The organism is Legionella steigerwaltii, assembly GCF_001468065.1.
Taxonomy (GTDB): Bacteria; Pseudomonadota; Gammaproteobacteria; order Legionellales; family Legionellaceae; genus Legionella; species Legionella steigerwaltii.
This window is the reverse complement of sequence record NZ_LNYZ01000005.1, coordinates 1-21,098: the sequence shown is the minus strand read 5'-3', so window position 1 is coordinate 21,098 and position 21,098 is coordinate 1. Positions and strand designations below refer to the sequence as shown.

The following is a 21,098-nucleotide window of genomic DNA, read 5'->3' as shown; positions in this document are numbered from 1 at the left end:
GACGTAGTGATGAGGTTCAGCTCCTTAACTTAAAAGTGAGTTGTGGGAGGTGTCGATGAAGCGATTTTTTTTCGTTATTTAGGTAAATATGGAGTTCTATCTTGTTTGAATTCGCGATTAAAAAAGAGGACTTGCTTGCCCCAATCCTTACAGTTGCTGGTGCTGTAGATAAAAAGCAATCTTTAGCTATTTTGTCGAATTTTTATTTTAAATTGACGGATGGCTTATTGAACATTACTGCTACTGATTTAGAGATTGAAATTTCTGCTCAAGTTGCTTGCGAGTCTGGACAACAGGCAGGAAGTATTACGGTACCTGCTAAAAAATTTATCGATATTATCCGTTCTTTAGATGACGAAGCCAGCCCTAACGTGATTGTCAATAATGGCCTTTTAACCATTAAGCAAGGACGTAGCTCATTTAAGCTAGCGACTTTACCTGCTGATAGTTATCCTCTTAGTGAAGATGAATGTAATGAAGTAGAGTTAACTATTCCTCGCGTGGTTTTGCTTAAATTGTTGCAATCGACTCATTTTGCAATGGCGCAACAAGATGTACGCGTTTTCCTTAATGGCTTATTTCTTGATTTTGAACCTAATCTTATTTCTGCCGTTGCTACTGATGGGCATAGAATGGCTATTTGTCGTCATCAGTGCTCCAATTCTAATGATAAGAAATTATTGCTGCCGAAAAAAGGGATTCAAGAGTTGTTACGGCTTCTGACCAGTATTGATGATGAAGAAGTTTTATTAGCTGCGGGTAAGTCACATTTTAAATTAGTATCTCGTCAGTTTGTGTTTTTATCGAAATTAATCGAGGCGCGTTTTCCTCCTTACAATAAAGCAATTCCTAAAAATCAAGACAAGCAGATTGTTATTGATTGTTCTGTGCTTAAACGTTCTTTGTCGCGCATTGTTATTTTGGCTCATGAAAAATCTAGAGCAGTTATGCTTCATCTACAACCGGGCATGTTGACTTTAATTGCTAACAATAACGAACAGGAAGAAGCAGTTGAATCTTTAATTGCTGAAACTCAAGGAGATGAGTTAAAAATTGGCTTGAATGCAACCTACTTACTCGATGTGCTTTCTCACTTTGGGGAGGGACAAATCCGTTTATCCTTATCGAATACGGACAGCAGTATTTTAATTGAGTCATTAGATGATGATAATTATCAATATATTATTATGCCCATGAAAATATGATTCTGTCTGAATTAAAAATTCATCACTTACGTAATCTCTCTTCGGTACAACTTAGCTTAAGTCCGAGATTTAATTTTATATTTGGGCCAAATGGAAGTGGCAAAACATCGATCCTCGAAGGGCTGTACCTTTTAAGCTGCGGCCATTCATTCCGCTCTCGTGAAATCTCTCCGATTATCTCATATGATGAGTCTTCTTTAGTGGTGTTTGCTCGTGCGCAACAACATGAAACAATCAGTATTCAAAAATCTGATTCTGAACCCACTCAAATCAAGTTGAATAATCAATTTTGCTCCACTACAAGCCAATTGGCGTATGCATTGCCTTGTCAGGTTTTTTATTCCGATATTTTTCAAATTATAGATGCAGGCCCTTCAGTGCGCCGAAGCTTACTGGATTGGGGGTTGTTTCACGTGAAACATAATTATCTTTCTATTTGGAAAGAATATAAAAGAGTGCTGAAACAACGCAATGCTCTTTTGCGGCAGCATGCCCCTTATGCTCATTTCATTCCTTGGGATAAGCAGTTAAGTCAATTGGCTAATCAACTGCATCTACTACGAGAAGAATATTTTGCACGTTGGGAGCAGGCATTTATTGACGTTTTAAACGAATTAAGTCCGCTTGATTGCAAGATAATATATTCTAAGGGCTGGGATAAAAAAAATACTGGAAAAGAGTTAGTGCATATCCTAGAAGAAAGTTTTACCAGTGATAGCCAAAAAAGCTATACTCAATTTGGTGCACATCAAGCAGATATTCTCATAGAGGTAAATCAAAACAAAGCCAAGCAAGTATTATCACGTGGCCAACAAAAAATTATTTTGTTTGCATTACGTTTAGCACAAGGAAACTTGTTGCAACAAGATTGTTTATATCTGATTGATGATCTGCCTGCAGAGCTTGATGAGCATCATCAAACTCGATTAATGTCCTACTTATCAAAACGAGCAGGTCAATATGTAATTACCTCAACTGCTTACCCCGATGTGCTGCTTTCAACTATTTCCTCAGAGGAGCATTTAATTTTTCAAATGGATGACGGTACATTAACTCAGCAATAATTGTTTCACGTGAAACAAAACAAATTGATGGTTTATGGGATGAAAGACCGGGCACTATGAGTCTATAGTTCATAGATAATATATTTCATCATGCACTTCAATCTACATTACGTAAAGATCTTCGATGAGATATAAACAAAGCCCAAAATATGCTATGATAAAGTATTCAGAATAGAACACCACGAAAGGGTTAAGAGGACCTCCTAATGAGCGTTGATGCCAGTTACGATTCAAATAATATTAAAGTCCTAAAGGGTTTAGATGCGGTAAGAAAGAGACCAGGGATGTATATCGGTGATACTGATGATGGCACCGGTCTACACCACATGGTTTTTGAAGTTGTAGATAACTCTATAGATGAAGCACTGGCAGGCCATTGCAAAGAGATTTTTGTAACCATACATTCAGATGAATCAATCACTGTTAAAGATGATGGGCGAGGAATACCTGTAGATATTCATAAAGAAGAAGGGCGATCAGCCGCTGAAGTGATTATGACCATTCTTCATGCAGGGGGTAAATTTGATGACAACTCTTATAAAGTATCCGGTGGACTACATGGTGTAGGTGTGTCCGTAGTTAATGCTTTATCAGAAGAGTTACATCTAACAGTGCGTCGTCATGGCAAAATACATGAGCAACATTATCGTAATGGAGTTCCAGATGCCCCAATGGCAGAAACAGGCGATGCAACTACTACTGGAACGCAAATTTGGTTCAAGCCAAGTGCTGAAACATTCTCAAACATTGAATTTCATTATGATATTTTAGCAAAACGCCTCAGAGAATTATCCTATTTAAACTCAGGTGTTTGCATTCACTTATACGATGAACGCTCACAAAGACAAGACACATTTCATTATGAAGGTGGAATAATGGCATTTGTGGAGCATCTCAATAAAAATAAAAATGCCATAATGCCAACTGTTTTTTCCATGACCGCTGAAAAAGATAATATTGTTGTTGAGCTTTCAATGCAATGGAATGACTCGTACCAAGAAACACTTTATTGCTTTACAAATAATATTCCACAGCGTGATGGTGGAACACATATGGCTGGTTTCAGAGCTGCATTAACCAGAACTCTAAATAATTACATTGAAAGTGAAGGTTATGCTAAAAAAGCTAAAGTGTCACCAACGGGAGATGATGCTCGTGAAGGACTAACAGCCGTTCTTTCTGTTAAAGTACCCGATCCTAAATTTTCCTCACAAACGAAAGATAAACTTGTTTCTTCTGAGGTAAAATCCGCTGTTGAATCTAGTGTTGCCGAAAAATTTAATGATTTCTTACTGGAAAATCCATCCAGTGCGAAAGCGATTGTCGGTAAAATAATTGACGCTGCGCGTGCAAGAGAGGCGGCGCGGCGAGCTCGAGAAATGACGCGTCGTAAGGGTGCGTTAGATATAGCAGGATTGCCTGGAAAACTCGCTGACTGCCAAGAAAAAGATCCTGCCTTATCAGAGCTCTATCTCGTTGAGGGAGACTCAGCAGGCGGTTCGGCAAAACAAGGGCGTGATAGGAAATTTCAAGCAATTTTGCCGCTCAAAGGAAAAATATTAAACGTAGAGAAAGCACGGTTTGATAAAATGCTTTCATCTCAAGAAGTTGCTACCCTGATTACCGCTTTAGGTTGTGGTATAGGGCCTGATGAATATGATCCAGATAAAGTGCGTTATCATCGCATCATCATCATGACCGATGCTGACGTCGACGGTTCACATATTAGAACTTTACTCCTTACGTTCTTCTACAGGCAGACACCCGAATTGTTGGAACGTGGTTATATTTATATCGCGCAACCACCATTGTATAAGGTAAAACGAGGAAAACAAGAGCAATATGTGAAAGATGATGAAGCTTTGTTCGAATATTTAACACAAAGCGCATTAGATGGTGCAGCATTCTATCCCGGAAAAGATATTCCTCCAATTACAGCAATGGCTTTGGAAGAGTTGGTTAAGCAGTATCGACGCGCCGAGAAAATAATCAAACGCTATAAAAGAAGGTATCCTACTGATATTTTGAAGCGTGTAGCCTATTTACCCATGCTGCATAATGAAGATTTTAGTCAACAAGAAAAAATAGCAAATTGGTGTAAACAATTACACTCAAGCATGCAACAACTTGGAAGCAAAACAGAACAATATCAAGTAGAGGTGCATTCAACAGCAGATACGAATCAGTTTATACCTCGAATTATTGTTACTCAGCATGGAATGGAGAACTATATCCCTATGAATGCTGAGTTCTTCTATTCCAAAGACTATAAAGAGTTAGTTAATCTGGGGTCTAAATTAGCAAGCCTTGTGGAAGAAGGTGCTTATATTAAACGGGGTGAAAAAGAATTAGCTGTAGAAAACTTTGAGCAAGCCTTAGATTGGTTAATGGACGAGGCGAAAAAAGGCCAAGCTATTCAACGTTATAAAGGTCTTGGAGAAATGAATCCAGCTCAACTCTGGGAGACAACAATGGATCCCGCAGTGCGACGTATGCTGCAAGTGAGTATTGAAGATGCAGTTGCTGCGGATGCTATTTTCACCACGCTAATGGGTGATAATGTTGAACCTCGAAGGGAGTTTATTGAAAGTAATGCTTTAGAAGCAGAAAATATTGACGTCTAAAGTCTCTCGCGTGGTCATTTCATATGAATGATCACGCAAAATTCTTCAAAACAAATCATTAGCTAAATTCACCATCTTCAAAGTAAAAAAATCTTATAAATCAAGGGAATATGTTTTCTTAAAACATTTCTGGACAAATGATATCACCTATGACAGGATATCTGTCACCATCAAATGCATGATAACCATAATACAACTTATGGAATGTGACAGTCTTTGTAAAACCAAGCCAAGTTGATAAGCAGTTTAGTAACTAATTTGTTGTTCTGTATTCAAGTACATCGTAGATTTATGGTTGTAAAGGATTTAACTATATAAGGAGATGTTATGAAACAAAAACTAAATGGGTTGCCATTTAAACTTCTAATTACGCCAGTTGTATTAGGTTTAATGAGTGTGCAAGCTTATGCCTTGCCAAAAGCGCCAGGGATAGCACATCATCCAATCCATTATAAACCCAACGTTCAACATATTATGCCTTCCGGATTAACTCCAAGCCAGGTAAGTGTGGCTTATGGTTTTAATTCTCTTAGTTCACAAGGCCAAGGACAAGTTATTGCGATCGTAGATGCATTTGATGATCCTAAAATTGAAGCAGATTTAGGTGTGTTTTCAAAGCAATTTGGTTTACCCGCATGTACTACCGCTAATGGTTGTTTCAAAAAGATTTATGCAAGCGGTAAAAAGCCAAATACAGATGCTGGATGGGCTGGTGAAATTGCTCTAGATGTGGAGTGGGCTCATGCTATGGCTCCTGCAGCAAAAATTATTCTAGTCGAAGCAGCAGACGACAGCATGGATAGTTTATTTAAAGCGGTGCAAGTTGCTGTAAATAGTGGTGCTACAGTTGTTTCAATGAGTTGGGGAGGCAGTGAGTTTGCCGGACAAACATCCTATGACGCACTATTCAACAATCCCAAAGTAACCTTTACTGCCTCTTCTGGAGACAGCGGTGCAGGAACAATTTATCCCGCATCATCTCCATATGTTTTGGCCGTAGGTGGAACTACTTTATATGTAGACTCATATGGAAACTATCAAGGCGAAGATGCATGGTCTGGGAGTGGTGGTGGAGTAAGTTCTGTTGAAACATGGCCTGCTTACCAACAAAACCTGCCAATTCCACAATCAAATAACATGCGTGGGGTCCCTGATGTAGCCTATAACGCTGATCCAGAAACGGGATTCTCGGTTTATAGTTCAGTTCCCGGTGATGGAGGGGTGGGTTGGACTGTTGTCGGTGGCACCAGCGCGGGCGCACCTCAATGGGCTGCAATTATTGCAGTTGCAAATTCTATGAATGCGACTGTATATGGTGGCAACTTTGCTAACATATTATATGCCGCAGCCAATCCAGCTGGAAATTATTATTATAATTTTAACGACGTTAATTATGGAAATAACGGAGATTGTGGCTACTATTGCACAGCACAAGATGGTTATGACTATGTAACTGGTTTAGGCTCTCCAGAGCTCGGAAGTTTGATCCCAGACTTACCAAATTATCAACTGATAGATATTCCTCTGCGTAATAAGTAAAACCTAACTCTTGGTTGAGTTCTAGACTCAATCAAGAGTGCTTTTCGTCAAAAACTTTGTCAAAGAATTTTCTGAGAAGAAAGCAGGCGAAATCACCGCGCGTTTAAAGCCAAGAACATCGCTACCGATACAGTATTGCAGTGTTAGGCCTTGGCCTCGCATTTCCTTATGTGCGCATTATCGTGTTTTTTGTGTTGGGGCCAAGGCTCGGCCTACATCTGCAATACCGTGCTTAGAATAGAAAATCTCTCTTCATACCAACCCTGGAAGGAAGAGAGATTTTTTTTCTTATGGAGAAATAAGATATATTAAGCGTTTAGCGTGCTGCATCCTTGCAGCAGAGTACATCCCATGTACTGGTCCCTTAGTTTGACTTCCTGTCAGACGTATCCGTGTCATCCCTTTGAGTTACAGTATAGCTTTTTGGCTGTTGTTGTCATTGCGTGGATAGAGCAACAAAGTGTAAGAAATGTCTCAAAGAGTAGTGCGTGTTGTCTTAGAGCCTCTTTGGCTCCTGTTGGGTAATGCAATGAATACCCCCTCCTCCAGCAAATACATCCAGCGCATCAATTTGCGTAATATGATAACCAGGATATAATTGCGTGAATAACTGGTAAGCTGCTTTGTCGTGTTTCTCATAACCAAAAGCAGGCATAACAATTCCTTTATTTGCTAAGTAAAAATTAATGTAGGATAAGGTTAATCGCTCTCCACCAAGATAGGTTGCTGGTGGTTGCTCCACAGTATAAACCTCTAGCTTTCGCCCTTTTGCATCAGTCGTTGATTTAAGAATATCCAGATTCTCATGCAAGGTTGCATAGTTGGGATCTTCCTTATCATGAGTGATAAGACATAGCACTTTTCCTGGGGCAACAAAACAAGCGATTTCATCAATATGACCATCCGTTTCATCCCCTAATAATCCCTTGTTTAACCAAATAATTTTTTGACAACCAAGGAAATCAAACAGGTAACTTTCAATCTCTTGTTGGCTGAGATTGGGGTTGCGGTTCTCATTAAGCAGGCATTCACGTGAAGTGAGTATGGTTCCTTCACCATCTACATGAAATGAACCACCTTCCATAACCAAAGGTGCCGAAAAGGTCAAAGCATGGGTTTGCTTCAAGATTGCCCCTGCAATTTGGTTGTCCAGCGCACAGTCTTGATAGTTACCACCCCAGGCATTATGAATCCAATCAACCCCAGCTAATTGATGCTGCTGATTTAACAAAAAAGTAGGCCCCGTATCTCTGGTCCATGAGTCATTAATGGCTAAGGTAAACAGCGTAATTCCATCACCGCATAAACTTTTGGCTGATTCCTCATCTCCTGGGTTGACCAGCATGGTTACTGGCTCGTATTGTGCGATGGCTTGAGCAACCCGTGCATAAGCCACTCGTGCTTTTTCTAAACCGACTTTAGACCAAGTTTCAAGATGACAAGGCCACGCCATCCAGCAACGCTCATGAGGATGCCACTCAGCTGGCATGAAAAATCCGCTTTGTTTTGGCGTCATCTTATCTTCTCCGAATATGTTCATCTAAGTAGGTTAATTGAGAAAAAATGCTTCTTAATTCATTCAAATACAAAAGCGTTGTTTCCTTAGGTAGGTCCGCATGAATTAATTGTTTCTCATAAGATTGAACTAGTTTTTTTGTATCAAAATGAGCGAGATTCAAGACATTAGTTACTGTATCACCACTAACCAAGTCATTGAGTTCAAATTGCCCATCGTCAGAGAGCTTGACGTCCAAGGAATTGGTATCGCCAAATAAATTATGCAAATTACCCAATATCTCCTGATAAGCACCTACCAAGAAAAACCCTAATGAGTATGGATTGTTACTATCGTACGGAGGAAGCATTAACGTTGAGTTGACACAAGAACTACCAAGATATTCTTTAATGGTGCCATCTGAATCGCAGGTTAAATCTTGCAACACACTGTGCATCGCCGGTGTTTTTGTAAGCTGCGAAATCGGGGCGATTGGAAAAATTTGACCTATAGCCCAAGCATCCGGAATCGATTGGAAAAATGAAATATTACAAAATACCTTAACCGCCATATCTTCATTAATTTTTGCTAATAAAGTTTCTTCAGTGGGGTTCTCTACATTGAGGCGTTCTTTAAGTTCCATGCATATATTGGTATAGAATGCCTCTACTTTCGCCTTCTCCTGCAAACTAATCACCCCATGCTTGAACAAAGAATGTGCTTCATTCAATGAGTGTTCTGCATAGTTATAGATCTCAATGGGTGAGCTTGCTGTAATGGAGTGATAGGTATCGTATATATCACGGATTACATGTGAGTCTTCGTCAGTGATTTCTGGAAGAGAGGGTGATTTATTAATGATCTCTATATCGCTAATATCAGAAATTAAAACAGCATGATGTGCTGTTAATGCGCGCCCAGATTCTGAAATAATGTTGGGCTCAGGGACATTTGCTTCGTGGCAAAGATGTTGAATGGCAAGGAGGATATGTGTGGCATATTCATGGATGCTGTAATTCATAGAGCAGCCTTGATTTGAATGCGTTCCTTCATAATCCACACTGAGTCCGCCACCAACGTCAATCGTATCGATGGGTGCATTTAATTGGCGTAGCTCGACATAGTACCGAGATACTTCCTGCATGCAATGGCGAATATCATGAATGTTGGCAATTTGTGAACCCAGATGACAATGCATGAGTTGTAGGCAATCAAGCATATTATGAGCTTTTAATTGATTCACTAACTCAAGTACCTGCTTTGCATTAAGGCCAAACTTGGATTTGACGCCACCGGTGTGTTCCCATTTTCCGGCGCTTTTACTAATTAAACGGATACGAACACCAAGAGAGGGTTTTACTTTTAAGCGTGCAGATTCTTTTAAAATAATATCCAGTTCAGATATCTTTTCAATAACAATAAAGACCTTATGCCCCATTTGCTGAGCGATTAACGCCGTGCGTATGTAATAACTGTCTTTATAACCGTTACAAACAATCGTACCGTGTTGGTGGTTGCTCAGCATGCCAATTACTGCCATGAGCTCGGGTTTCGAACCTGCTTCCAACCCTATAGAGTGATTGGGCGATTTCAATAACTCTCGAACCACACTTTGTTCTTGGTTTACTTTAATGGGGTAAACCAGTTTGTAGTGTCCTGTATATTCGTTTTCTTCTATGGCTTGCGTGAATGCATCGTAAATACGGTGCACACGGTCATGCAGAATATCAGAACAACGGATAAGCAGCGGCAAATGGAGCCCCGCTCTGCTCGCCTCATTCACAATGGCTTGCAGCTCAACACCAGGCTTCCCCGGCGCCTTGCTTATTTCGATATTCCCTTGAGCATTAATACTGAAGTATCCTTCACCCCAGTTGTTGATGTTATATAAATTTTCTTCAGGTGATACACTGGCGTTCATATGTCGATTTTCCAAAGGCATTAACGTGGTTTTACAAGGTCATGGTAGGTAGAAGGCTCTCGCTGCTGTGCAAAAGGAAATAATCTTCCCCATAATGCACGTTGTCCAAAGTCTAATTCGGCGACTAATACTGCAGGTTTATCTCGAGATGCTTGAGCTAAAATTTCACCCATAGGTGTACTAATGAAGCTGCTACCATAAAATTCTAGTCCGTCTTCACATCCAATTCTATTGGCTGCAATGATAAAAGTATTGCTCATGATTCCCTGTGCAACCATAACTTTTTGCCACATGGGTTGCGTATTGACTTCAGGAGCAGTAGGTTCGCCCCCAATTGCAGTGGGATAAACCAAAACTTCCGCACCTTTTAAACCGTAAATTCGTGACAATTCTGGAAACCATTGATCATAACAGGTAGGTAAACCCAATTTATGTCCCGCAACCAGGTGGATTGGGTAATCGGAATCTCCAGGTTTAAAGTAGAAATTTTCATGGTATTTTTCCCCGCTGGGGATGTGTTGTTTTCGGGTTACGCCAATAAGCTCTCCCTTATTGTTATAAGCCACAGCCGTATTGTAACCTGCCTTTTCAAATAGTGAGGCGGTGATGCAAATATGATGTGCTTTTGCCATTTGACTGACGAATTGAGCTGTAGGGCCTGTATGAATATCTTCCATAAATGGGGTGGGATCTACATTCGAGCGCGTACAAAAATAAGGGCTAAGGGTAAGCTCTTGCAAACAAACAATGGCCGCTCCTTGCTGGGCGGCGGCATTAATTCCGGACGCCAATTTGTCTTGATGTTCTTTAGGGTTTTCATGCCATTTTTCTTGCACTAATGCAACAGTGAGTTTTTCTTGTGTCATTAATATCTCTCTTGAAATTAAGGATCAAAATAAAGTGCCCTTACTTTGTAAGGGCGGGCGTGTTTAAAACGGGGTGAAATAAGATTCTTCAACATCTTCTTCCTCTTCCTTCTCAGATGATTCACCATGAGAGAGTTCTTTTTCGTCGTCAGCTTCTCTACTACCCGATTCAAATTGCTCCAGAGACAGCGATTTTACACTCAGTGGAGGTGTTGGCGATCTTTTATATAAAAAGCCATTTGGATTACTGGCCTGAGAGCCATTTTTCTTTTGCACAGAGCTTTCTTTTGCACTGATGGCATCAGCAATTAATTTAAATGGACTGGTTTCATCAAATGCTTCGGTGTGCAGTAAGTCTAGCTCACGTTTAATTGCTGATAGGCTAGTAGATTCTAAAGCACACAATTTTTCGCCAACGGATTCTTCATGGCCATTTAATAAGGTACGAAACATATTGGCGAACATTTTGCAGGTATCCGCATTATAATCACGGCTGGTAAAAAATTTTTCTGGATTATCGCTTAATAACAACCGTTCTATATTCCCACGCAACATAAATGCATGATGAATTTTTTCTGTAAGAACGCTCTTAGGGAACGCAATACCTAGATTATGAGCTATTTGACTGCGATCCTGTTTCGGTGCACACAAGGCTAATCGTTCTGCAATTGCTGACTCATTACTTTCTAAGACTTGTTTGGTAAGCGCGCTAAATTGATGGAAGGGCGCAGGATTAAATTCCTTCGCTAAAAATAAAGCATGGGGTGATTTATTTCGAGGGTCAAGTAAGGAATTAATCCGTTGTCTTACTTGGTATGCTTCAGTGATGACGTCGTGGAAAGCCCCCTCACGTTTAGTTAAGCTATCTAATGCTTTAATATGATGGCCGTATTGTTTGAATTTTGCTTCCGGACAAGCAGCAATTATCTTTGTCGCCATGGCAATTTGCTCTTTACTGTTTAATGCATCGAGTACTTTCGCATTCTCGGCCAATGCATCACTATTGCTCAGTTGTTCATAGGGATTTTCTAGTGCAATTATTTGTTCATAAGTAAATGCCATTTAATCCTCCTTAATTTAAGATGAGAAAGAGTGCTGAACCATTAATGATGTTAACTTAAGGAATCGTAGCCCTGTAGCCTGGGTGGAGGCGAAGCCGGAACCCAGGTTTTGTTGGTGCAGGTTTCCCCGGGTTACGGCTTCGCCTCCACCCAGGCTACATGTGGTTAGAAGGCTTAATTTGACGCCATTAACTGAACCATTATACAAAGGAGTTACTCCTAATCAAAAATAATAAACATTTTTCTCCTTTGTCTTCTTTCGGCTAGGTCTGTTTACAATTCTATTATCTTGGCCCAAATGCCGCGATTTTATGTGCTCCGATACTCACATACTTCATGTATGCTACGTTTCGGTGCTCTAAAATCACAGCATTTGGACTCAAGCTAGCGAATTGCAGAAAGACTCACTGGATTTAAACCGAAATTCCTTTTATTAACTTCAGAGTTAAATTTGCAAACTATATTAACGGATTAAAACCGAACTGTCATGAAATTAATCTAAAGTTTTACGAAAAAATGTCGAATAAGTGATCAGATGCATGTTTTGCCTTTTAAAAATACAATAACAATAAGGAGTGGGCAATGTCTAAAACTCATTTATTACAAGACCCCTTTTTAAACGAATTACGTAAAGAAAAGGTGCCTGTATCCATTTTTTTGGTAAATGGAATTAAATTACACGGTATTGTGGATTCTTTTGATCAGTATGTGGTGATGCTGAAAAATTCGATTACACAAATGGTTTACAAGCATGCGATTTCTACAGTTGTTCCATCACGCGCCATAAAAATGCCTGTTGAAGACGAAGATTCTGGGAATGAAGGGGCTGTGGAAAGCTAAAAATGGGACGTGCCGCGAACTTACCATTACGTTAAGAATTCCCCTCACCCATTTGTGGGCGAGGGGTGAGGACCCTCATCCGCTCTAGCGAGTGCTTTCTCCCCGCGCGGAGAAGGGAATTTCACCTAATGGCAGTAATTACAAGCCTGACCTAAGTATACAGAACCAATTTGCATTGCTTATTGCTCCATCTAGGTTTATTGATGGCCCCTCGCTAAACAGTAATAACAGTTAATGCTGTGTTAATAAATTTTATTCTATAATAATAGTCATAAACTGATCACATTTGATGATTTTTATTCAGGAGTGGGTCTATGTCTATGTCTAAGGTTGAACCTCAACTTTATTATCTTGACGATACAGTTGAGAATCTCTACAAAGCCCTCGGCTTAGGGAGCATGTTGAAAAGAGATGTTCAAGAAACTAATCATCAAATAAAGATCGATTTATATCCGCGAGTGCCAATGTTTCGGGTACACCAAATTAGGGAAAAGATGGAAGAACATTTTTTACCGAAACCGGAGAAAGAGGACCCGTTTGACCCAATTAGAAATCGTTATATGCAAGGTGACATGTATGGTGAAAATTTAAAATTTCTATTGGGGGATATGCCCTTTTATGACCTAAATGATCCAGAGAGGGGCGAGGATACTCCCAAAGTTATAAACGTAGGTGCTGCGTACATTGATTCCAAAGACAGCCCTTCAGGTCTAACAATTCTTTATCGAAAAGGTAGACCGGATCAATGGATGATTATAATAGCTAAAGATACCCATTTGCCACCAGAGAAGCGTCATGCTTGCGTCTTGTCTTCAATAGATCCAAACAATTTTTTACCAAATAACTCGGACAAAGTTACGGTTGGTGGCATGCAGCAGTTGTCTGTTTTGCAAAAAGCAGCAGACTCAACGGCTATAAGTGCAATAATAGGTAGCATTGTTGATGAAAATGGAAATATAAAAGAACACGCTAATATATTTCATGCATTATTTACAGGACATATTCTTGAACACGAAAAATTTGATGATGATGAAAAGTGGATGAGTTTTATTGAGAAACATGCTTCAGATATCATGAAAAATCGTTGTTTAATCGCTTTACACTCAATGGGCATGAAATTAAGCCTGGAGCAAGTTGAAGCATGTCTTAATGAGAAGAGTGAGTTATATCAAATACTGACCTCCATTCTGGATAACGTCAAAATACAGCAAAAAAGTCTATATATAGACTTGGCGCTTAACCTACATCAATTAAACCATGTAGATGGATTTTCTCTACTTGAAGGTGAATCAGAGAAATTCATTGATTTTTTTAACAGACTGGCGAGTGATTCTAAAAATCATGATTTGTTAGGATTAATTTTAGAAAAAAAAACAGGGATCGATTTTTTACGCTTAATTCACAAATGCACGAATGCAAATGTATTAATGCAATTAATTCTGGATGACCCCAACCCTCTCGATAAACTGGAGAAACTTAATCAATTTGCTAAAGAAGTAGTGCAATATAAATTTAAGAATGAAAATATTTTGTCATTAACTGTTCAATTTTTATTAACATATCCAGATAGAGTATTAGAATATCAAAAGTTGATTAGTTTTTTAAATGAAACCCCAGGAATTGAAAAAATTAAACCGGAATTACTGATTGAATTTTTATCTGTAAATTTAGACAATAGTCAATCATTAAATTCAGTTCAAGAAACTCTTACAAAACTCGATGCGCTAAAAATATCAGATTCTAAATCATATGAGCTGGCTCTAGGATCGCAGGAATTCAGAAAGATAGTTGATATTTTCGGCACTAAAGGCGCTAAAGAAGGCGTTAAAGGCGCTAAAGAAGGCGTTAAAGGCGCTAAAGAAGGCGTTAAAGGCGCTAAAGAAGGCGTTAAAGGCGCTGAAGAAGGCGTTAAAGGCGCTGAAGAAGGCGTTAAAGGCGCTAAAGACTCCGCGAAAGAAGAGAAAGAAATTCAAGACAACCAAAAACGTATTGAATTGGCCAAAAATTTGCTTGACCTAGGCTATTTGTCAGTTTTTTCCCAATTATCTACTAACTTAAGCTGGGTAAGCTCATTTAATCAGTTTGTAAAAAATACAGCATTAAAAGCTATTTTGGTTGAAAAACTAGCCGCCAATGATGTTCCAGCATGTAAACTGATATTAGAAAATTCCTTATTGAACGAATTAGTTGCTGCGAATATCGCGGTCGATAAGGATCTGGTTGACAAAATCCTCAATCCAAAAAATGAACTGGCCAAGAAACTTCAGACGATTACTAAAGAAACAAATCCTGAGAGAAAAAAAGCTTTATATCAATTGGCCATTGATCTGGATCGAATAGGTGTTCTGGGGGCATTTGGTAAGTTTAAAAAGGATAACAACGAATTTTTGAACGTGTTTCATAAGCTTGTCGCGATTCCTAATAGTAACGTATTGTTAAAGCAAATGTTATCCAGGGATAATCAGGGAATCGATATATTAAGGTTAATGGCCAGTACTGATAGTGATAAAGCGGTTAAATTTTTTGAAGAGTTCAGTAAACTATCTTCAAGCGAGCAAACATTTAAAAATGTAAATGATCAACTACTTTGGCTTAAAGGTGCCAATCTACAGCCCAAAGTCGTGTTAATGGCAATAGAACTTTTATTTAAACATCCCGACATTAAGCATGAAGAATTCAAAGATGTGGTTCTTGAATTTCTAAAGGGTTCGCCTACGCCAAATTTTGGCACCACGGAAGTTGCACGCAAGCTGCGAGAATTCCCATCTCAGCATTATCAAAATAAGGATAAGGAGTTGCGTTCAGAGGTGAAAGCGAGCTTTCATAAACTTGCCGAAAATAGTGTTAATGGTGAAAAGTACTATGGTTATGTTTTAGAAAGTCCGCCTTTTAGAGCGATTGTGCTAAGCTTACCTCCGATAAGCGAGGGTAAAGAGTCCTGCGGTTTTTTTAAGACGGACGGTACTCCTAGACAGGACGAGTTAAACAACAAGACTCCACGTTATATTCTTACTGATAAGGCACTATTATACTATACAGGTCAGAGGCTTCTGACTATATCGGAAGATCTGTCAAAGATAGCATCATTAAATAAAAAATTTACCAATTTACCTATTGATAAATTAACAAAAGAGCAGTTTAAACAACTTACAGATATTGTTCCTATTAAAGAATACAATGAGGAACACATTAAACTGGCAGGCCATCTTTATAAGTTTGGACATATAGAAAAATATCATAAGCTTGCTGATAATAATCAGTTAGCATCTTATTTTAACCAATTTATGGCGTATCAGAATCTGGAAGATGTGTTACGAGAGAAATTAAAGATTAGTGTAGCAGCAACTACAGCTTTCTTAGGCAATAAGCGCTTAAGAGCTATGATGGACGCAAATATTGAACCTAACACTTTTGCTTCTAAAGCCCAAATCCGGCAATTGTTAAATCCTCATCACGAGAAGTCAAGGGCGATGGATATATTATTGGAGCTTAATTTAAAAAATAATACAGCCTACCAATGGACGTTTGTTGATACCCCTGCAGCAAAAAACTTTAGAAAAATTTTGTTTGCGATCCATGGAAATGAAACAATTGAACTAGCAACACAATCCAAAATGATTGAAACCCTTTGCTCGGTCCAGTTGGCTGGCAAAGATGTTTTTAGCCTGTATTTACGTGACGGGGAACAAGGCGAAAAATTTAAAAAAATAGTGCTTAATTTACCTCCTGTAAGTGAGGGTGAAGAGTCATGCGGTTTCTTTAAGATGCCAAAAGCTCCTACACGGGATGAGCTAAGCACATACACAAGTTCACGTTATATTCTTACCGAAGAAAATGGTCTTTTATATTTTAACCCTGCAGATAAGAAGCTTTTGACTATAACGAAAGATAAGTCGCAGATAGACGCATTAAATAAAAAATTTACTCAACTACCTATTGTTGAATTAACAAATGAGCAGTTTAATCAACTCACAGAGATTGTGCCTATCAAGGAAAATAATGCGCAGCGAGTTATGTGTGCCTACAATCTGTGCGAGTTAGGACACTTAGACAAATATGATCAGTTTACAGACCCAGAGCAGATTTCCTACTTTAATAAATTCTGTGATTTCCCTAACCTAAAAGCTATGTTATCAGCGAAATTAAATATTAGTGTAGAAGAAACTAAAGTTATATTAGACAACAGACGCTTAAGGGTTATGATTGATGCAAATATTAACCATGTCGATTGTGCTATATTTACCCCGCAACTACTAGATCAAAGTCACCCAAAATCAAAAGCCATGGATATATTATTGGCGCTTAATTTAAAAAATAAAGAAGCTATTAATTGGGCATTTACCGATACCCAAACAGCAATAAATTTCAGAGAAGTTTTGTCTAAAATTGCCGCGATAAATGATAAAAATATCACCCCAGAATCTAAAGCTAAAATGATTGAAACCCTTTGTTCCCTTCAGAAGGCTGGCAAAGAGGTTTTTAGTATGTATTTAAATAATAATGTGCAAGGCGAAAAATTTAGGGATTCTCTATCCAAAATTGAAATGGCTTGCACGAAAGTAACCTCTCGCTGGGAACAAGAAAAATCAGAGGATGCTCAAGCAAAAACTAGGGCATTTGCAGCGGAAGAGCAAAACTATCGAAGAGGTTTATATGAGGTAGTCTTTGATCATCAGACAAAACCGATGGCTAACAAAGTTTTCGAAGCTAAAATTGCGAAGGCTTCTGAGAATATGTTGTCTGTTGTTGATGTGCGTCGGCGATCTTGGATAACAGCCATTTTAGAGACTTTGGCTGAGGCTTTAAATCTTATTTCTTGTACAAAACTAAGTCGCGCCACTAAGGGAACAACCTTTTTCTCTCGGACCACATCGGGTCAAGAAGTTCGTAATTTAAACGAGTCTCTTAGCGAGAAAGATACTAAGAAGATCACGAAAGAGTATAAGGAGCGTATGGAACTGGGTAACCCGTCGAAGGATCCAGTTAATGACCCTGAATTTGTTGTAAAATAATGTGTCCTTGTGGTTCATTATTTCTATTTTTAGAGAGAATAGCAGAGGGATTTTCTCCATTTCTTGAATAGTGTTTTTTTTTCTCTTTTGCCATAATACTTATTCCTTTCGCTCCTTGTGGGTATGGGAGTGTAAGCTCTAGGTAACAGTTCGAGTTAACTGGAGCAATAAAAAAACTTTTTTTTCGGAGAATAAGTTAGTGTTTGAACGTCCTCAAGGTGGTGAACGAGCGATATTGGTGCAATTGACACTACCAGGAATTGATACCGATAAGGCATTGCAGGAATTTGAAGAATTAGCTCTTTCAGCGAGCGCGGAAATATTGGATTGTGTTTTAGGGACGCGAGCAACCCCAGATGCCAAGTTTTATATAGGTAAAGGTAAGGCGGAAGAGATTGCGCAGCTCGTTAAAGCGCTTGATGCAGAATTGGTGCTCGTCAATCATGAATTATCCCCCTCACAAGAACGAAACCTAGAGCGTTTATTTGAATGTCGTGTGGTTGATCGAAGTGGTTTGATCCTCGATATATTTGCTCAGCGTGCGCGAACGTTTGAAGGAAAATTGCAAGTCGAGTTGGCGCAATTACAGCATTTATCAACCCGTTTAATTCGTGGCTGGACCCATTTGGAACGACAAAAAGGGGGTATCGGATTACGAGGTCCTGGTGAAACTCAATTGGAAACAGACCGTCGCTTATTGAGAGAACGCATCAAATACATTAATAAGCGTTTGGAAAAAGTACGCAGCAATCGTGATCAAAACCGTCAAGCTCGGCGTAAAGCTTCTTTGCTTACCGTGTCTTTAGTGGGTTATACCAATGCGGGTAAATCCACTTTATTTAATGCATTGACTGGTGAAAGCATTTATGTGGCGGATCAGCTGTTTGCTACTTTGGATCCCACCATGCGTCAACTCAATTTACCTGGATCTTCCCCGGTGATTTTAACCGATACAGTAGGATTTATTCGTGACTTACCCCATCAATTGGTAGAGGCATTTCGTGCAACTTTAGAAGAAACGCAACAGGCGGATTTATTGCTGCATGTGATCGATATTTCTGATCCTCATTGGCGCGATAACGTTTTTTCAGTACAACAGGTTTTAGATGAGTTATGGGTGCATGATATTCCTGTAATTCTGGTATTCAATAAAATTGATTTAAAAGAAGGGTACACGCCCAAGGTCGATTATCAGGAAGAGAAATGCAAAGTATGGATTTCCGCTGCATCAAATTTGGGGCTGGATTTACTTAAAGAAGCAATTAGTACCCAATTGCATGGGACAGTTCTTATTGAGAATGTAATCCTTAAAGCGACTCAGGCAAAATTACGCGCACAACTATACGAATTAGGTTCTGTTTTAAGCGAGTCGCATAATGAAAACGGTGATTGGTTGTTGAAGATTCGTATTACTCAAGATCAAAAACAACGTTTGTTTGCGCATGAGAATTCTTGATTTTTACTTGTAGCCTGGGTGCAGCGCTGCGGAACCCGGGACTGAGACATTTTATTCAAGATCAAAAACCCCGGGTTTCGCTGCGCTGCACCCAGGCTACAACTACGATGATTTATGCCTTCTCTATTGCAGTATCTAAGGTTTTAATATCTTGGCCACCATAGAGCGTATCAACAAGCTCCCCTTGTGGATTAATAATAAACGTTACCGGTACGCCAATAATATCACCTAACCCTAAAGCAAGTGCTGGATCGGAAGCGAGCGAGGGATAGAGGATATTGAATTTTTGAATGAGCTTTTTTTGTTTGTGTATTGGAAGTCCATCGTAATTGACTGCGAATAAGACGACAGGATCATTTTCATGTTTTCGATAAAAACGGTTCAACTCGGGAATTTCATCAATACAGGTTTTACACCAGCCTGCCCAATAATTAATAAGCACCCATTTCCCTTTTAACGATGAAAAAGGAATCGTGTTGCCCAGGGTATCTTTAAGCAGAACATCTGCCTGGCTTATGGACGTGATGCTCATTAAGATAAATGCGACAAATAAGTTTTTTATTTTTGCGTTCATAATTATCTCATGCAATATTCGGAAGTTATTCCATTCTATTGTAAGTACTCATAGGAAAAAATATTTTTTTGTACTATACCAAAAAATAAGTTCAAAATCGATTTACTGAATTAGTGGTAGCCTGGGTGCAGCGCAGCGAAACCCGGGATTAAGAAGTTTTTTCAGGTTTTGAAAACCCGGGTTTCGCTGCGCTGCACCCAGGCTACAATTATGACATTATGAATTTAGCTAACATGGTAGATCATCGATAGATGATTTAGGTATGATGTGTGTAGTTCAAAAAAACTGAAATCCTATGGCAAAGCTCTATTTTTATTTTGCAGCAATGAATGCAGGGAAAAGCACCGTTCTTTTGCAATCAAGTTATAATTATCGCGAGCGCGGAATGAATACCTTGTTGTTTACGCCCTCGATAGATAATCGCTATCAATATGGCACAGTTCATTCGCGTATTGGCTTATCTGAACAAGCTTTGATTTTTAATCCAAATGATGATTTGTATCAACAAGTCTTAGCCCAAGAAACAGAATATGCCTGTATTTTGGTTGATGAAGCCCAGTTTTTAACACGTGCACAAGTCCATCAATTAACGGAAGTTACCGATGAACTTGGGATTCCTGTTCTTGCGTATGGATTACGTACCGATTTTCGTGGGGAACTATTTGAGGGAAGCCAATATCTCTTGGCATGGGCAGATGAACTTGTTGAGCTCAAAACCATTTGTCATTGCGGCCGTAAGGCAACAATGAACTTACGATTAAATGCTCATGGTGATGTAATCACTGAGGGTGAACAAGTTGTTATAGGCGGTAATGATATGTATTTATCAACGTGTAGAAAACATTTTAAGCAGGGAGAATCAGGGCTTAATCGAAGCATAAAAGAATCATCGACGGAAAGTGTTTAACTCTTTTATGCACGGTATCCAGAAAGGTAGCCTGGTGAAGGTCTTCAGGACCAAACCCGGGTTTCACTTTGTTTCACCCAGGCTATATTAAGTTTATAATTGCAGTGAACTGTCGGCACTTGGTGGTACAACTGGTTTTTTTGCAGTACATGCATGGATTTGAGAAGCTGCATATTCAATGAGTTCTGGGGAGCCAACGGGTATATTTTTCGGAGCACTTTTTAATACCATCGTTTCTTCTGTCGCCTCGTATCCATCAGCAAGCTCTCGATATTTAGCGGATCCCATCAGAGTAGAAGCATCTTCTATTGTTAAAATTCTACTGTCAGTTGCTATTAATCCTAAGTCGTGTGCTCGTTTATTCATTTCATCTAAGTCTTGTCCCTTAGGAGAGCGTGTTGTTGCAACCTGTATTGACATTATTCTTGGACGGAAGTCTGGGTTTGTAATAGTTATTACCCTGGCGTCTAAAAGTTATTGATTTTATGTGATATTCTACGCGCTTTTGACTAAATCAATTTGTTGAGATGAGTA

15 protein-coding genes are annotated in these 21,098 nt (G+C 39.2%); 8 read left to right on the top strand and 7 right to left on the bottom strand.

Translation table 11 applies throughout. The features are described 5' to 3' along the window. Window positions 1–101 precede the first annotated feature (101 nt). From dnaN to Lstg_RS03400, 4 genes are all read left to right on the top strand, one after another. Window positions 102–1,205, top strand: a complete 1,104-nt coding sequence (dnaN, locus tag Lstg_RS03415; protein WP_058476271.1) for a DNA polymerase III subunit beta — start codon at window positions 102–104, stop codon at window positions 1,203–1,205. Further along, on the top strand, window positions 1,202–2,269 hold the full coding sequence (recF, locus tag Lstg_RS03410) for a DNA replication/repair protein RecF (RefSeq protein ID WP_058476270.1): 1,068 nt from the start codon (window positions 1,202–1,204) through the stop codon (window positions 2,267–2,269). Before dnaN ends, recF begins: the two co-directional genes overlap by 4 nt. 206 nt (window positions 2,270–2,475) lie before the next feature. After that, the gene (gene gyrB / locus Lstg_RS03405; RefSeq protein ID WP_058476269.1) at window positions 2,476–4,893 is read left to right on the top strand and encodes a DNA topoisomerase (ATP-hydrolyzing) subunit B; all 2,418 of its coding nucleotides are present in this window, start codon (window positions 2,476–2,478) and stop codon (window positions 4,891–4,893) included. A 327-nt stretch (window positions 4,894–5,220) separates the two neighbouring features. Continuing rightward, a complete protein-coding gene (locus tag Lstg_RS03400; protein ID WP_058476268.1) occupies window positions 5,221–6,432 on the top strand; it encodes a S53 family peptidase in 1,212 nt (403 codons plus the stop codon). A 496-nt stretch (window positions 6,433–6,928) separates the two neighbouring features. On the opposite strand, the gene Lstg_RS03395 is transcribed toward Lstg_RS03400, so the two are convergent. From Lstg_RS03395 to Lstg_RS03380, 4 genes are all read right to left on the bottom strand, one after another. After that, window positions 6,929–7,948 carry an agmatine deiminase family protein gene (locus Lstg_RS03395; RefSeq protein WP_058476267.1) on the bottom strand — a complete coding sequence of 340 codons (1,020 nt, stop codon included), beginning with the start codon at window positions 7,946–7,948 and terminating at the stop codon, window positions 6,929–6,931. A gap of 1 nt (window position 7,949) precedes the next feature. After that, complete coding sequence (gene speA, locus Lstg_RS03390; protein ID WP_058476266.1) at window positions 7,950–9,848, bottom strand: biosynthetic arginine decarboxylase; 1,899 nt, start codon at window positions 9,846–9,848, stop codon at window positions 7,950–7,952. A 20-nt stretch (window positions 9,849–9,868) separates the two neighbouring features. Next, window positions 9,869–10,714 (bottom strand): carbon-nitrogen hydrolase, encoded by an 846-nt coding sequence (locus Lstg_RS03385; RefSeq protein WP_058476265.1) that lies wholly within the window; start codon window positions 10,712–10,714, stop codon window positions 9,869–9,871. 63 nt (window positions 10,715–10,777) lie between these two features. After that, window positions 10,778–11,776, bottom strand: coding sequence for a lpg0008 family Dot/Icm T4SS effector (locus tag Lstg_RS03380; protein WP_065235597.1), 999 nt, complete (start codon window positions 11,774–11,776; stop codon window positions 10,778–10,780). Between the two features lie 581 nt (window positions 11,777–12,357). Here Lstg_RS03380 and hfq point away from each other — a divergent pair. Further along, window positions 12,358–12,615: an RNA chaperone Hfq gene (hfq, locus tag Lstg_RS03375; RefSeq protein WP_058476264.1), complete on the top strand. Its 258-nt coding sequence runs from the start codon at window positions 12,358–12,360 to the stop codon at window positions 12,613–12,615. Between the two features lie 314 nt (window positions 12,616–12,929). Continuing rightward, on the top strand, window positions 12,930–17,627 hold the full coding sequence (locus tag Lstg_RS03370) for a hypothetical protein (RefSeq protein ID WP_058476263.1): 4,698 nt from the start codon (window positions 12,930–12,932) through the stop codon (window positions 17,625–17,627). On the opposite strand, the gene Lstg_RS18095 is transcribed toward Lstg_RS03370, so the two are convergent. After that, a complete protein-coding gene (locus Lstg_RS18095) occupies window positions 17,599–17,721 on the bottom strand; it encodes a hypothetical protein (protein WP_274519317.1) in 123 nt (40 codons plus the stop codon). The two genes, Lstg_RS03370 and Lstg_RS18095, sit on opposite strands and share 29 nt — an antisense overlap. A gap of 105 nt (window positions 17,722–17,826) precedes the next feature. Here Lstg_RS18095 and hflX point away from each other — a divergent pair, with 105 nt between their 5' ends. After that, window positions 17,827–19,083: a ribosome rescue GTPase HflX gene (gene hflX, locus Lstg_RS03365; RefSeq protein WP_058476262.1), complete on the top strand. Its 1,257-nt coding sequence runs from the start codon at window positions 17,827–17,829 to the stop codon at window positions 19,081–19,083. A 112-nt stretch (window positions 19,084–19,195) separates the two neighbouring features. On the opposite strand, the gene Lstg_RS03360 is transcribed toward hflX, so the two are convergent. Continuing rightward, complete coding sequence (locus tag Lstg_RS03360; protein WP_058476261.1) at window positions 19,196–19,657, bottom strand: TlpA disulfide reductase family protein; 462 nt, start codon at window positions 19,655–19,657, stop codon at window positions 19,196–19,198. Between the two features lie 295 nt (window positions 19,658–19,952). On the opposite strand from Lstg_RS03360, the gene Lstg_RS03355 reads away from it, so the two are divergent. After that, the gene (locus Lstg_RS03355) at window positions 19,953–20,564 is read left to right on the top strand and encodes a thymidine kinase (RefSeq protein WP_058476260.1); all 612 of its coding nucleotides are present in this window, start codon (window positions 19,953–19,955) and stop codon (window positions 20,562–20,564) included. Window positions 20,565–20,657: 93 nt separating this feature from the next. On the opposite strand, the gene Lstg_RS03350 is transcribed toward Lstg_RS03355, so the two are convergent. Then, window positions 20,658–20,984 (bottom strand): hypothetical protein, encoded by a 327-nt coding sequence (locus tag Lstg_RS03350; protein ID WP_058476259.1) that lies wholly within the window; start codon window positions 20,982–20,984, stop codon window positions 20,658–20,660. Window positions 20,985–21,098 lie beyond the last annotated feature (114 nt).

Coding starts and splice junctions, on each gene's coding strand:
- hfq (WP_058476264.1), top strand. CDS start 12,358: ATGTCTAAAACTCATTTATTACAAGACCCCTTTTTAAACGAATTACGT.
- Lstg_RS03355 (WP_058476260.1), top strand. CDS start 19,953: ATGGCAAAGCTCTATTTTTATTTTGCAGCAATGAATGCAGGGAAAAGC.
- Lstg_RS03385 (WP_058476265.1), bottom strand. CDS start 10,714: ATGACACAAGAAAAACTCACTGTTGCATTAGTGCAAGAAAAATGGCAT.
- Lstg_RS03370 (WP_058476263.1), top strand. CDS start 12,930: ATGTCTATGTCTAAGGTTGAACCTCAACTTTATTATCTTGACGATACA.
- Lstg_RS03380 (WP_065235597.1), bottom strand. CDS start 11,776: ATGGCATTTACTTATGAACAAATAATTGCACTAGAAAATCCCTATGAA.
- speA (WP_058476266.1), bottom strand. CDS start 9,848: ATGAACGCCAGTGTATCACCTGAAGAAAATTTATATAACATCAACAAC.
- Lstg_RS03400 (WP_058476268.1), top strand. CDS start 5,221: ATGAAACAAAAACTAAATGGGTTGCCATTTAAACTTCTAATTACGCCA.
- recF (WP_058476270.1), top strand. CDS start 1,202: ATGATTCTGTCTGAATTAAAAATTCATCACTTACGTAATCTCTCTTCG.
- Lstg_RS18095 (WP_274519317.1), bottom strand. CDS start 17,721: ATGGCAAAAGAGAAAAAAAAACACTATTCAAGAAATGGAGAAAATCCC.
- Lstg_RS03350 (WP_058476259.1), bottom strand. CDS start 20,984: ATGTCAATACAGGTTGCAACAACACGCTCTCCTAAGGGACAAGACTTA.
- Lstg_RS03395 (WP_058476267.1), bottom strand. CDS start 7,948: ATGACGCCAAAACAAAGCGGATTTTTCATGCCAGCTGAGTGGCATCCT.
- Lstg_RS03360 (WP_058476261.1), bottom strand. CDS start 19,657: ATGAACGCAAAAATAAAAAACTTATTTGTCGCATTTATCTTAATGAGC.
- gyrB (WP_058476269.1), top strand. CDS start 2,476: ATGAGCGTTGATGCCAGTTACGATTCAAATAATATTAAAGTCCTAAAG.